Origin of the sequence: Algoriphagus oliviformis, from assembly GCF_017254915.1 — a bacterium.
In the GTDB taxonomy this organism is placed as follows: Bacteria; Bacteroidota; Bacteroidia; order Cytophagales; family Cyclobacteriaceae; genus Algoriphagus; species Algoriphagus oliviformis.
On record NZ_JAFKCT010000005.1, the window covers coordinates 193903 to 207189 of the forward strand.

11 protein-coding genes are annotated in these 13287 nt (G+C 54.0%); 1 reads left to right on the forward strand and 10 read right to left on the reverse strand.

The window, feature by feature from the left end; all coding sequences use genetic code 11:
- Positions 1–100: 100 nt before the first annotated feature.
- The 5 genes from J0A68_RS13530 to J0A68_RS13550 all read right to left on the reverse strand — a co-directional run bounded on the left by J0A68_RS13530 (position 101) and on the right by J0A68_RS13550 (position 5177).
- Positions 101–592 (reverse strand): hypothetical protein, encoded by a 492-nt coding sequence (locus J0A68_RS13530; protein WP_206578744.1) that lies wholly within the window; start codon positions 590–592, stop codon positions 101–103.
- Between the two features lie 60 nt (positions 593–652).
- Positions 653–997, reverse strand: coding sequence for a hypothetical protein (locus tag J0A68_RS13535; protein WP_206578745.1), 345 nt, complete (start codon positions 995–997; stop codon positions 653–655).
- Between the two features lie 456 nt (positions 998–1453).
- Positions 1454–2935: a glycoside hydrolase family 32 protein gene (locus J0A68_RS13540; protein WP_206578746.1), complete on the reverse strand. Its 1482-nt coding sequence runs from the start codon at positions 2933–2935 to the stop codon at positions 1454–1456.
- A gap of 1 nt (position 2936) precedes the next feature.
- Positions 2937–4205, reverse strand: coding sequence for a glycosyltransferase (locus J0A68_RS13545; RefSeq protein ID WP_206578747.1), 1269 nt, complete (start codon positions 4203–4205; stop codon positions 2937–2939).
- A gap of 48 nt (positions 4206–4253) precedes the next feature.
- Positions 4254–5177 carry a hypothetical protein gene (locus J0A68_RS13550; RefSeq protein ID WP_206578748.1) on the reverse strand — a complete coding sequence of 308 codons (924 nt, stop codon included), beginning with the start codon at positions 5175–5177 and terminating at the stop codon, positions 4254–4256.
- 183 nt (positions 5178–5360) lie between these two features.
- Here J0A68_RS13550 and J0A68_RS13555 point away from each other — a divergent pair, with 183 nt between their 5' ends.
- Positions 5361–7682: a PKD domain-containing protein gene (locus J0A68_RS13555; protein WP_206578749.1), complete on the forward strand. Its 2322-nt coding sequence runs from the start codon at positions 5361–5363 to the stop codon at positions 7680–7682.
- A 96-nt stretch (positions 7683–7778) separates the two neighbouring features.
- On the opposite strand, the gene J0A68_RS13560 is transcribed toward J0A68_RS13555, so the two are convergent.
- The 5 genes from J0A68_RS13560 to J0A68_RS13580 all read right to left on the reverse strand — a co-directional run bounded on the left by J0A68_RS13560 (position 7779) and on the right by J0A68_RS13580 (position 13229).
- Positions 7779–8210, reverse strand: a complete 432-nt coding sequence (locus J0A68_RS13560; RefSeq protein WP_206578750.1) for a response regulator — start codon at positions 8208–8210, stop codon at positions 7779–7781.
- A 319-nt stretch (positions 8211–8529) separates the two neighbouring features.
- Positions 8530–9102, reverse strand: a complete 573-nt coding sequence (locus J0A68_RS13565; protein ID WP_206578751.1) for an RNA polymerase sigma factor — start codon at positions 9100–9102, stop codon at positions 8530–8532.
- 66 nt (positions 9103–9168) lie between these two features.
- The gene (locus tag J0A68_RS13570; RefSeq protein WP_206578752.1) at positions 9169–9339 is read right to left on the reverse strand and encodes a hypothetical protein; all 171 of its coding nucleotides are present in this window, start codon (positions 9337–9339) and stop codon (positions 9169–9171) included.
- Positions 9340–9537: 198 nt separating this feature from the next.
- Positions 9538–10170 (reverse strand): response regulator, encoded by a 633-nt coding sequence (locus J0A68_RS13575; protein ID WP_206578753.1) that lies wholly within the window; start codon positions 10168–10170, stop codon positions 9538–9540.
- Positions 10171–10235: 65 nt separating this feature from the next.
- Positions 10236–13229: a sensor histidine kinase gene (locus tag J0A68_RS13580; protein ID WP_206578754.1), complete on the reverse strand. Its 2994-nt coding sequence runs from the start codon at positions 13227–13229 to the stop codon at positions 10236–10238.
- Positions 13230–13287: the final 58 nt, after the last annotated feature.

The window sequence follows — 13287 nt, forward strand, 5'->3', positions numbered from 1 at the left end:
CGCTCAGGCTGACCACTTTCGATCAGGCTTTCGGTTCCGCTTAGGCCGTCGACTCCGCTCAAGCTGACAGATGAGTGCTTTGGAGACAGCCTCATGGGGTTTAGTTGGAAAGGGACTGGTTGATCAGCTCAGCCCATTTGGCCGCCATTACGGATTCCCCGAGTTGGTCGGAGTAGTTTTCGTGGCGGTAGATCTCCAGGCTGAGGCTTTTCTTTGTCGGGCTTTTGAAATACAGCTGGAGGTCTAGCTGATCCAGGGTTTTCGGCTTGCCAGGCTGGTCGGCATTGAGGTGGGACTGGTAGATGACGGCCCGAGATACTTCGCTGAGCGGGATGTGGAGCCTCTCGGGTTTTTCACCGTTTTGGAAGTAGAGGAGCGTGTTTTTTCCCTTGTCCAGGCCGAGTACGTAGCGCTGTCTCCAGTCTTCCTGGATATCGGACTGGAGGTCTAGGCTAGCGGCAAACTGGCCAAACTCGCCGAGAAATTTCTTTTTGGCCTGTTTGCTTTTGAGGGTGTAGGACACAAAAGGGGCGGCCACGCCCAACAGCAATACACTTGACACAGCAAGTGTGGGAAAATCGATGTCGATCATTTTTTTGGTAGATAAAGTTTACAATGTGTTTGTTGCCGGAGGCTCGGAAAAACACAAGTACTACCAGGTGTGGAAAAAGTAGAAAAAGGTGGTCAGGACGTCAAACAGTGCCTTTGACTTCGCAAAAAAGGAAGGGGAAAGGTACTGTGTGAGGGGAGGGACGAAGTCCGCGCTCCAGGCGTTTCCGACAAAGTCTGCCAGGCTCAAGCTGGCTTTGAAAGCCGGCACCTCGGGGGACTGGTCGACCAGGTTGAAGACGAGGTTCGGTGACGAAATCGCCTTCAGTTCCGACGTTTGGGAGGCTGCCTTATCGGAATTGTTGAGAGCGGGAGGAAATGAAAAAACAGCCACAACCCCGACGAACCAGGCAAGGCTGAGAAAGAAGGCTATCTTTTGTTTTTTCATTTTTTCGGACTGCAAATCAACCTCAAATGTATGAGATAAATAGTAATTCTGTATATACGCTTTTCTGCCAGTAGACGAATTTTCATTAACAATCGCGCTGGAAGACCCCGACACGTCGGGCAGGCGATGACCCCGACCCGTCGGGCAGGCGAAGTCCGATGTAGCGTTTTTGACATGGTTTCCCGCTCATAATACTAGTGTTGCGTTAAGTTGTCGTCTCCACCTGGGTAACGGGAGCTACAAAGTCGAAAGGTTATTTGCAGGGGCGTAGCCCTTCGATCTTCGTAGTACCGGAGTATCAAGGAATCTCAAGGTAGGAGCGTAGCTCTGTCATCTCTACTTGTACCTGAGGCCCAACAGCGGATATCAGGGCTACGCCCCTTTTTTCTCGAACGGCAGATTTTCTGGAAAACGGATTTTTTTCTGCTCCGGCGGTAAACACTTTCGGCTTTGATGCTACAGGCGGTAGAGTGTTCCTCCATTGATGCCATGATGAAACTCCACGGTCTTCCAGGGTGAATTGGGGAAAAGCAGAGAGGTCATCACGAGCTCGCCTTCGTTGACAAACAACTCGATGGAGCTCGCGTCGAGAAATATTCTCAGCTGGTCGGCTTTCCAGCTCATGGGGGCGGAGTGGATCGCGGCAAAATCCTCCTGAAAGTCGGACTTGCCCGCCTGTGATCGGTCTATGGATACCAACCCTGCTTCCTTGCTGATCACGACGTTTTCGCCCAGCTCGTTGCTCAGCGTAATGGAGAAGGCGTCCGATCCGTCTAGTTCGACGCCGATCTCAGCAGCTTGGGAGGGCAGCTTGGAACTTTCCTCGACGGTGTAGGTGTCTTTTCGCAGCTTTTCCAGCTCCTTCGCCGGAGCGGACTTCAGCAGCAGGACGCCGTTCACGTCGATCAGACTCAATTCCCTCGGTACCGTCATCGCCGATCTCCAAGAGGCAGTCGGCACCACCTGGCCATAGAGCCAGTTGCTCATCCAGCCAATGAAGAGCGTGCGGCTGTCCGTGTCGGGAAGGTTGGCCCATGTCACGCCAGCGTAGTTGTCAGGGCCATAGTCTATCCAGCGGATCATCGTGTCGTCCGGAGTGAAAACGCCATCTTGAAAGTCTCCTATAAAGTATTGGGTAGCAGACCCTTTTTGTGGCCCACCTGGATTGATGCTTAGGAGAAGCACCCACTTTTCCTGTCCGTCTGGAGTCTGCATTTTCAGCAAGTCGGGGCATTCCCACACGCCTCCATGCGCTCCGGTATTTTGGCCAAACTCCCCGGTTTTGCTCCAACTCTTCAAGTCCGGAGAAGCGTAGAACTGCACCCTGTCCTGCACAGCCAGCGTCATCACCCACTCCTTGGTACCATCTGCTTGGACGATTTGGGTGACCTTGGGATCACGAAAGTCCCGGATGCCGGGATTGGCCAAGACCGGATTTTGGTCATACTTGATCCAGGTCCTTCCCTTGTCCGTGGAGTAGGCAATGCCCTGGGTTTGGAAATCACTGGCGCCAGTCCGCTCTCCGGCCGCATCATGGTAGGTGTAGATCGCTACCACGGGAGGGTTTTCCGCGGTGCCCAAGCCCGAGCTGTTTTCCCGATCCACTACCGCGCTGCCGGAGAAGATGTAGCCGAGGCTGTCTGGATAGATCGCGATGGGGAGCTCCTCCCAAGTCACCAGATCCTTGGATACCGCGTGTCCCCAATGCATGGGTCCCCAGACGGTCGTGTCGGGATAGTACTGGAAAAAGAGATGGTACTCTCCATCCAGGTAAAACATGCCGTTGGGATCGTTCATCCAGCCTTTGGCTGGGGTGAAATGGTAGTCTGGTCGGTAGGTTTCCTTTTCAGAAGCGGTGAAGGTGATTTCCGGACTGGTGCCGCAGGCGGCTAAAAGGACAAGGCTGGCCATTGTGGCCGAACGAAAGAGCGTAGTCATGCTAGTCAGTGATAAGGTGGATGAGTGCCTGAGGGTCGGCCTCGTGTGTCATTTTTTCGGCTGTGGCCTTGGCCGCAGCCTTGTATTCGGGATTGTTCCAAAACTCCAACAAGGCCTGCTCAAACTGGTCTGCGTCAAAGTTATGGATGCTGGTCCCCAGCGGGCCTAGCCCGTTGTCGCGAACGAGCCGATTCCAGAAGTATTGGTCCATGATGTGGGGCACGATCAGCTGCACCGCGGCGGACTTGGCGGCAGAGTGGGTTGTGCCGGAGCCGCCGTGGTGGATGATGCCGTAGAGCTGGGGCAGGATCCAGTCGTAGGGAACTTGGTTCACATAGTAGATCGACTCGCCGCTGGACTCGATTTTTTGCAAGCCGCCCCAGGACAGGTTGACCACGGCGGGGATGCCGTGCTTCTCCAGCAGGCCGATGAGCTGGGTGGAGATCTCCAAAGGCTTGGGGTTGGACATGGAGCCAAAGGTAAGCAGGATGGCTTTGGGATGCTTGGCCAGCCAGGCGGATAGCTCGGGGTCAGGCAGGAAATCCCGGTTTTGGTCCCGGGCAAAAAATCCCGTGATGTATGCGCATTCCGGCCAGTTGGCGGGTTTTGGGTACAGCGTCGGAGAGATTTGGTACAGGACCTGCAGCTGATGGAGCTCAAAGTTTTTGATGGCTTTGGTGGAAAAGGCAATTCCCGGAAAGTCCTTGAAATAAGGTTTTACAAACTTGTTGAAGGCGATGTAGCGGGAGCCGTTGACCCAGTCGTAGGTTTTGAGGTTCCATTTTTCCGAGAAGGGCTTCCACTTCGAAAGACTCAGATGCTGGTAGCTGGGATGCGGGTGGATGAGGTTGGGGATGGGGGAGAGCTGGAAGTATTTCCTTGGCTCGGCCATCGCGGGAAGCGTACAGTAGAGGGCCTTGGGGTGAAAGACCACCCGGTCAGGTTGGGTCGCGTCGATGGCGTCCTTTTGCTGGTGGATGAGGGTCTTTTGCAGTCCCAGGGAGTTTTTCATCAGGCGGAAAAAGTTGCGGATCGTGGCAAAGGCATTGCCTCCGCCGCCCATCACGGACTTGCCCACGCTTGAATCCAACATCTCCAGAAATCGCCGGTCCAATCCCAAAAACTCCATGCCCATCTTTTCGACCGTCTCCCTAAACTGCTCCGGGAAAAGGCAGACCACCTCGTGGTCGGCTTTCCTCAGAAGCTCGGCTTGAGCCAAAAACGGCTCAATGTCACCTCGGGTGCCTATGGAAACCAGCAGGACTTTCATGCAGTCAGGTCTTGGGATTGGGTTGGTTTTTTTGTCCTTAGGCTAAACTTACACAGTTCCGGCCAGTTTCAGAACCAGTTCCAAACCTATTCCGCTGATAAAGGACCGCAATTTCCGGTTTCCCGTGAGCGAGGCCACCCAGTCCACTGGCCCTCCATCCGCAAAGTCGACCAGGTTTTCCCCGATTTTCACATAGATCTTAAACTGAAACAGGCGGTAGTATTCCTGGCTGGTATCGGTGACGAAGGCCGTGGGGAACCCTGTCCAGCAGTTTTCGGAGTCCTCCAGACGCTTTTTCAGGGTGGGATTTTCCTCTCGGAGAAAAAAGGTGAAGGAAAGCCGCTCCTTAGGGAAAAACAGCATCAGCCGGTCTAGCAGCAAAGCCGCATGCCGATTGGCTTCTTCCAGCTCAAAGCCGAAGCTGCCCGGATCTTTGCCTGCGGAGGCCAGGCAAAACGCGGCAAAATGGGCAGTGAAGCTGGGGTTGTCGTAGTGCTGTGTGCGGAGATGGCGATGGACGGCGGCGTAGCGTAAGCTGCTATGGCTAGGTGCCCGCTTCAGGTCTTGCGCAAGCTTTAGGGCAAGGACATTCGTCGCGTCCGACACCACCTCGGTTCCCCGCAGGGCGCTGAGCACATTGTTTTGGTTTACTTTGGCGACCCTGGAGCAGGTGCCCAAAGGGGCCACAGGAGAGAGGGTGACGGGGCTAAATCCCGCTTCACGCGCTCTTTTTAGCCAGGCAGCCTCAGTCTCCAGCAGCAAAACCGGATCGATGGTGGAGGCTTGGGCAAAGCGGTTTTGGCCAAAATCCCGAAGCAGATCCGTCGGCGAAATCCGCTCCGATCGCCTCCGGTACACCTCCAGCATTAGGCTGCCAAACTCGGAGGCAGAAAGCCCCTCTATCAAAAAGTCTATCGTGGACGGGTCGGGAAGCTTGGACTTCAGCTTTTCGAAACTTGGATTTTGGGACATGGGCTCATCCGTAAAAGGTGTCGCAGCCAAATTACGAATATTGGGCTGTAGGCAGGCATAGCTGCGTGCCTATCGAAGGATGGAAAACATTTTGGTCTTTTTTTCAAAAGTCAAAGCAACCCCCTGTCAGGATTTCCAATCTGCTGGGTGTTTCAATTTTTAAAGACTAAACCAATGACAAAAATGAAAACCTTCAAATCACTCGGACTCATCCTGCTTCTTTTTGCAGGCTTGTTCTCGGGCTGCGAGGACAAAACCGAGGACCCCAAAAACCCGCTCCTGGCCGATGCCGGCGCCGAGCAGGAGCTGGTGGCCAATTCCCTCACGCTGCTCGACGGGAGCCAGTCCGTCAATGCGACCGGCAAGCCACTGTCCTACAAATGGGAGCTCGTTCAAAAGCCCGACGGGGCTGTGGTTCAGACCTCTTCTCTCGAGAAAGTCGCCGTGGAATTTGCCACCAACAAGGTCGGCGAGTACGTCTTCAAGCTCACCGTGAGCTACCTCAACTGGACCGCGACGGATACCGTCAAGCTCAAGGTGGTGGAGGGAGCTCCCTCCAAGATCGAAGCCAAAGCCGGTGAGGATAGGGAAGTGGCGCTGGGCACCCTGGTAGAGCTGGACGGCTCCGGCTCGGTCAATGAGACCGGCGGGGTGCTGCAATTCACCTGGGCCATCATGGAAAAGCCCGAGGGAAGCGTCGCCCAACTCCAGACTCCAAATGCGGCCCAGGCGAAATTCCAGCCAGACAAGGCCGGGAAATACCTGCTCAAGCTCTCCGTTAAACATCAGTCAAGTGTCTCTTTTGACCTGCTGGAAATCGTAGTAAACGGCGCCGTCGGTGGCAACGAAGCTCCTGTGCTGATCTCGGCTGACATCCTCCAAGACAGGGTTTTGGAAAACATCCATGTGGACAAGGAGCAGCTGTTTGACTACCTGATCACCAAAGACGTGAAAGTCGCCGCCAAACTTACCGTGATGCCGGGTGTGAGGATCGCCTTTGAGGCGGACACCAAGCTGACCATCTCGACCAACGGCACGCTGATCGCGGACAACAAGCTGCCGCAGACAACGATCTATTTCCAAGGCAAAAGCGCTGGCAAGGGATACTGGGGAGGAATACAGGTGGAGTCCGGCAGTGAGCAAAACCTGCTTTGGGGTACCGAGCTCAGGGATGCCGGCAAGCTGGGCGCCGCGCTCAAGCTGGTCTCCAACGCAAAAATGAAGGTGTTTGACACCAAGATCCACAACAATGCCAAGCTGGGGGTAATCCTCCAGGACAACGCAAACTTCGTCGAGTTTAAGCAAAACGAAGTCTATGACAACGCCGACGGCCCGCTGTCCATCCCGGCGAAGAAGATGGTGAGCATCTCCTCGATCAACACCCTGAAAGACGGCAACATCAAGGTGTCTCCAGGACGTATCGACGATGGGCAAGAGCACATCTGGCCCAACTTCAGCTCCCAATATGACGTGCTGGATGAGTTGCTGATCACGGCTGCATCGACTTGGGCTATCTCCGACGGTGCCCAGGTCAACATGGGGGGCGACAAGGCCATCCGGGTGATCCAAGGTTCAAAGATTGTCCTGTTTGGACTGGATGGCAAGCCGGTGAAAATCGAGGGCATGACCAAGGAAAAAGGCGCCTGGAGAGGAATCTACATCGACAACTCCCAAGGAAAGCAAAGCACCATCACCAAGGCTGAAATCCGCCATGCGGGCAGTAATGCCATCAGCGGACAGGAGCCTGCCACCCTGAAGATCGGTACCAACGGCAAGCTGGCCGTGTCCAAGACCATCTTTGACCAAGGCAAGGGCAATGGCCTGGATGCGACATCCAACGGTGTCAGCCTGGAATTTCAGCTCAACTCGATCAATAACCACGCTGGCCATCCCATCGTGGTGTCCACCAGCCTGGTGGAGAGCCTCGACTACCATACGACCATGGAAAACAACACCAAGCCCGAAGTCGCCGTGGACGGCCTGATTCCCATTGCCGTGGACAACAGGGAGGTGATTTGGAGGGGCTTTTACGGTGGTACAGGCTATGTGATCAAAGGCCTCGGCAAAAACCTCCTGATCCAGTCCGGAATGAGGCTCAAGGAAGGCGTGAAGATCAAGATGCAGCCGGGCACCCGCATCGACGTGCAGGACGCAAACGGCCGATTGGGCTACCTGCACCTAGACGGGGGCAATGGCGAACCTATCGTGATCCAAGGCACGGACGAGACAGCCGGCTCTTGGTATGGCATTACCTATTCCACCAACCACGCCCAAAACCAGATCCGCAACTCCAAGATTCTCCATGCTGGCAAGGTGATGGCCAACAACTTCTCGGCGGCAATCACAGTGGACAACGTGCCGCTGGGAAGCCTCATCATCACCAATGCCTTGATCGGAAAGTCCGGGCAGCACGGCATCGCGGTGGCCAAGTCTTCTGGGGATGTGCTCAAAGCCAGTGACCTGACCTTTGAGGAAGTGCCTGGCAACAAGATCCATGTCTGGTAAATTGGTCTAATTGAAAAGTAAAATCCCCCGTTGTTTCGACGGGGGATTTTTTGTTTGCTAGACTCGCGGTATGGCTGAAAGTCCTTTTGTGGTTCTTTAGTCTTGGTAGAGGCTGTGCTTGGTGAGAAAGTCGCTGAGGTGTTTGGCGGAAAGAGGTTTGGTGATGTAGTCCACCACATCCGCGTAGGAGAAGGCCCTGATCTTGTCGTTGGTGTCAATAGAGCTGGTGATGATGGCGATCAAAAAGTTGTTTCTGACCGCTGGGGGCAGCTCGCTAAACTCATCCAGAAAACCCCAGGCATCGAGTATCGGCATGTTGATATCCAGCAGAAGCAGGATGGGCTCATCTTCCCCAAAAATATAGCCTTCCGAGAGGCGTGACTTGATGGCATCTAGGGCCAGCTGTCCGTTTTCAAAGGAGGAAACAGTGTGGTTGAAATCTATGCTTTTGAGGATCTTGATGGCGACCATCCTTACGATAGGATCATCATCAACCAAAAATATTTCACGGATTTTAAAATTGCCCATCGATAATTTATAAGGCCTATAGTATACAACAGTATGAACAAATATATACCCCTTGGTGGTTTTTTAGGTATGATTAATCAAAAAATAGTTAAGTGATTTAATATTTAGAAACTACCTTCAATAAACTGTATATAATCGAACTTTAATATAATGTAAGTGATGAAAAAACGAGCTGTATTGTTGCTTTTTTCTTAGCGCTTGGATCAGACAGGTGTTCCTTTTTTCCCAATTGGGGCACGTAGGCTTTGGTCGGTTGCCTCGAAAAAATCCCGTTAGGAATCACGCCAAAAAGCATCCAGTCCTTTGGATGCTTTGCTAGTCAGGCGCAGAGATAAAATCGCTTTTGGACCTGAGCCCGGGCACGGCTGAGTTGGGATTTGGAGGTGTTTTCCGAGATCTCCAGCTTTTTGGCGATTTCCTCGTGGCTGAGACCCTCCAGCACAAAGAGCTCAAACACCTTGCGGTAGCCTCTGGGGAGGGAGCGGAGGATTTTTCCGAGATCTTCCCAGTCCAGTGAATCGCTGGGGCCAGCCTGGTTGGCTTGGGGATAGACGCTGTCCAGACCCGTATTCTTGTAGATGTTTCGCTCTTTTTCCAGATACATCAGGCACTCGTTGACCACGATACGCCGTATCCAGCCTTCAAAGCTTCCCTGCCGTCTAAACTGCGCTATGCGGTCGAATATCTTGCGGAAAGCGATGATCAGCACGTCTTCGGCTGCGGTAGTTTCCTTGACGTACTTCAGGCATATCGAGAGCATCTTTGCCGATAGACGGTCAAACAATTCACGCTGGATTTTTGGGTTTTGATCCAGGCAGCCAAAAAACAAATGTTCTATACTTTTGGACGGGGGAAGTGTCACATTTTCCGGATTCACCATGGGACTTTTCATGTACTGTAAAAGAGGTTTTGTTGCTAGGTTTCATTGTAAAAAAGGGCCATTGGTTGATACTATCTGTTACGCATGGGAGAGGCTGGGAGCTACTGCCTTGGCACCACATGTTTGTGTGGTTTTTTGTGTAAGGCGTACTTCATTTCGCTTGCTTGGTGAGGCAGGTTTCTCTGGGAAATAGTTGGTAGAAAAGGTAATTCCCCACAGAATCAATATAAATTTTGCCGTTGTTTTCATGGGTTTGTCAGTAAGAAACAATACCCAAAGTTGGGCAGCCTGGGTGACTTTTGAAATCACATAAACAGGTGAAAATGAGTAGAAAAGGAAGGGTGTTGGATAGCGGACGCGGCAGCTTTTCCGGAAGGAAAACAACAAAAAAACAGCACCCGGCGAGGCTTGCCACCAGCCGGTAAGTGAAAAATGGAAGGAGAGCGACTACACCAGCTTGTCGCGGAAGGCCTTGGCGACGGCTTCGCTCTTGGAGTTGACGTGGAGCTTTTCGTAGATCTTCTTGATGTGGCTCCGTACGGTATCCATGGCGATGAACATCTCCGCGGCGATCATCTTGTAGGAATAGCCCTTCACCAGATATTGCAGGACTTCCTTTTCCCGCTCGGAGAGGTTGTAGTCCTTGTCTGCGGGGAGGTTCATCTGCGAAAACATCCTCAGTACCTGCGCCGCCACGGAAGCGGTCATGGGAGCTCCCCCGGTGGAGGCTTCCTGGATATATTCCAGCAACTTGGCCGGCGGGGTTTTCTTCAGGATATACCCGTTAGCCCCGCTGAGCAGGGCTTGGAAGATGTTTTGGTGATCGTCGAAAACCGTCAGCATCAGCACGCTCACATCCGGCTTGGTAGCCTTGATGAGCTTGAGGCCGTCCAGACCGTTGACATCGGGCATGTCTATGTCCATGAGCACCACGTCTGGCTGATAGGTGGTGACCTCCTGGACCACATTGCTGCAGTTGCGGAAAGCGGCCTGCACGCTGAATCCCTCGCTGCCGTCTATCAGCATGGTCAGACCTTCGCGCAGTTGGGGGTTGTCTTCGTAGATCAGGAGCTTTATCATGGTATTTTCCAAAAATCTAAACTAGCGCAATATTCCCAAGGACTCAATCACATATTGATGTGGAATCAATGGGGGATCTGCAGATGCAGCGTCGTGCCTTCTCCAGGCGTGGAGTGGATATCCAGGCTTCCCTTGAGGTTTCTCGCTCTTTTTTTCATGTTTTCCAGTCCATTGCCCCGATCCAGGTCTTCCGGGTCAAAACCCACCCCGTAGTCCTTGATCTTCAGCACAAAGGTCTGCCGCTCCAGTGCGAAAGAGACAAAGACACGGGTAGCCTTGGAGTACTTCGCGGCATTGTTGATCCCCTCTTTGAAAATCAAGAAGAGGTCCCGGCGTGCGTCCATGCTCAGCTTCATGTCCAGCACCCGCTCGCTGATCTCCATGCTGAGCAGGATGTCCTTGCTCTCCAGCACCTCGTTGGCAAATTCCCGCATTCGGGCGATGAGCCTTTCCATGGTGTCGTTTTGCGGCTTGATACTCCACACGATGTCATCCATCGCGTCCATCATCCGCTGGCTGTTTTCGGAGATCTTGGAAATGTATTCGCTGGACTTGGCCGGGTCGGTGCCGATCTTGGTCTTTGCCATGGAGCTCAGGATGTTGATCGTGCTGAGGGTGGAGCCCATGTCGTCGTGGAGGTCACGGGCCAGCTGGTTTCGGATTTTGACCACGGCCAGGATACGGTTGAGCCGCAGGCGGTAGATCAGGTAGAGAAGGGCCAGCAGGGCCAGGGCCAGGAGCGACTTAAACCACCAAGTCTGCATCAGCGCCGGCTGTATGGTAAAGCGGTACACGGCAGCCTCGGAGAAGTCCCCGGACTCGTTGGCGCTTTTTACCTCAAAGGCGTAGTCTCCGGGAGGCAGGAGGGAATAGACGGCTTCAAAGTCACCCTTGGCCTCCCGCCAGACCGGATCCGCCCCCAGCAGTCGGTAGTGGTAGGTGAAGCGGTCTTGGATGGTAAAATCAAGGATGTTGAAGTCGAATTTCAGGCTGTTTTCGTGGGAGGAAAACTTTGTCCGCGTGGCCGGCACCGAGCCGTCGCCGATGTAGCTTCCGAAAAGCTCGATGTTGGTGATCGAGGGTACGGCCGGGGCGAGGTTGCGCTTAAACTGCCCGGGGTCGAAGACCATGATGGAGTTGCTGCTCACAAAAGCCAGCTCCCCCGATGCCAGGCGCGTGCCGCCGCGTCCATCGCTGGGGATCTTGGAGAAGAAATGGTTTTTGCCGAAAGAATAAAATGTGTTGCTGCTGGCGTCAAATCGGCCCATTCCGTCCGGCGTGTAGACCCAGACCAAACCCTTGGCTTCGGAGAGAAGGTGCTGGATTTTGTTGCTTACCAGCCCATCCGAAAAGGAAAAGACCTCGTTGGCCCCGCTCTTGGAGTTGTACTTGTTGAGCAGCTCGTGGCCAAAGACGAAGATGCTGTCGTTGACTTGGAGGAGCTTTTGGATGTCGTTGGAGGAGAGGAGGGGTGCGTCGAGCTGCTTGAGGGTTTTGCCGTCCTCCAGGTCGAGGATATAGATTCCCTCGTTGTTGGTGGCTACCCATAGCTTTTGGTCCCGGCTGACCAGCAGCTGGGGAATCCGCCCTGGAAACTTCCTGATGCGCTGGAAGCCCGCCCCGTCAAGGCCCTGCCCCTGATACCGTATGACACTGCCATTTTGGGTGCCAAACCAAAGATTGCCCCGTCCATCTTGGGCGATGCTCCGGATGGTGGATCCGCCGATGGCTTCGGGATAGAGGAATTGGACGGATTTGGAGCGGAGGTCGATCACTTGCAGGAGGCCATTTTGTAGTCCCACCCAGACCAGCTGCCGGGATTTGTCGTGATGGATATCCCATACTTGGAGCGACTCGCTGGAGGTTGGCGCAGCTTGATAAGCCCAGGAGACGTCTTTTTTTCCGGTCTTGAGACTGAGCAGCTGCAGGCCTTTGCCCCAGCTCCCCAGCCAGAGCGTCGTATCGCCGTCATGGATGACTTCCTCCACCGCCTGGTACTCGTAGTTGCCGTCCTGGAGCTGCTCCTCCAGAAAGTAGATGCTCGGCGTATCAAAATGCAGGAAGTAGAGGCCATCGTCTGTCGCCAGCCAAAGTCCCCCAGCCTCATCCCAGATCATCTTCGAGATCTTGTCGTAGCGTAGGTCAGATTGCACCAGGGGTCTGAACTGCCCCGACTCGCGGTCAAAGTCCGCCAAGGTCTGGATGCCGTAGCGCCATATGGCACCGTCAGGCAGCTCCAGATGTCCAAATGCCTCCTGGTAGTTGTGGTTTGGGGGACTGAGCTGGGTTTTGTGGTTTTTCCAGGATTTGTTTCGGGGGTCGTAAGAGACCAGGCGCTCATCCGGTGCCCAGTAGTTGATCCACGAGACTCCCTGGGCATCCTGGTGGTAGTTGAATACGTAGCCGAAGTCTGGATTTTTCAGCACCTCCAGCCCGAGGGGATTGTGGTCGCGGGTGTAGATTTCCTTTCTCGCAGGATCATAGACGCTGATCCCTTCCACATGGCTGATCCAATACAGTCCTGCTTTGTCTTCAAAGATGGCCCTAGGCCTCCAGCCTTCGGGGATTTTGATGGGAAGGTTTTGGTCGGTGACGAGTCCCTTCTGCTGGTCGATCCAGAGGAGCTTGTTGTTGTTGAGGATCACAAAGAGGCTGCCCTTGCTGTCCATCCAGAGCGACTCGCCCTGGGAGCGGTCTTCCTTTTTCTCAAAAGGCACCGGGGAGAAAAGCTGGTTTTCGGCGCTGTAGCTGCCATACTCGTCGCCCACCCGCAGCCACATCCTGCCCTCGCTGTCGGCCAGGATCTCCGACACGGGCTTGCTTGGCTGCACTTCCGGGCTGCGGATGCCATAGCTCATAAACTTCCGCCCGTCGAAGCGCTGCAGGCCGTTGGAGCTGCCGATCCAGAGGAAGCCATGGCGGTCTTTGTAGAGGGTGAGGATTTGGTTGGTCGCCAGTCCCTCGGCAGTGCCAAAGCGGTTGACAAAGAAGCGCTTGGTCTCCGCGGTGACGAACAGACACTGAAAAAGAAGCAAAGAGAAGAGCAGAAGTTTTTTCATGTAGTTCGACGGATCTCTCAAGGGCTCTTTTGGAATGCTTGCCAGACGTACTAAAATT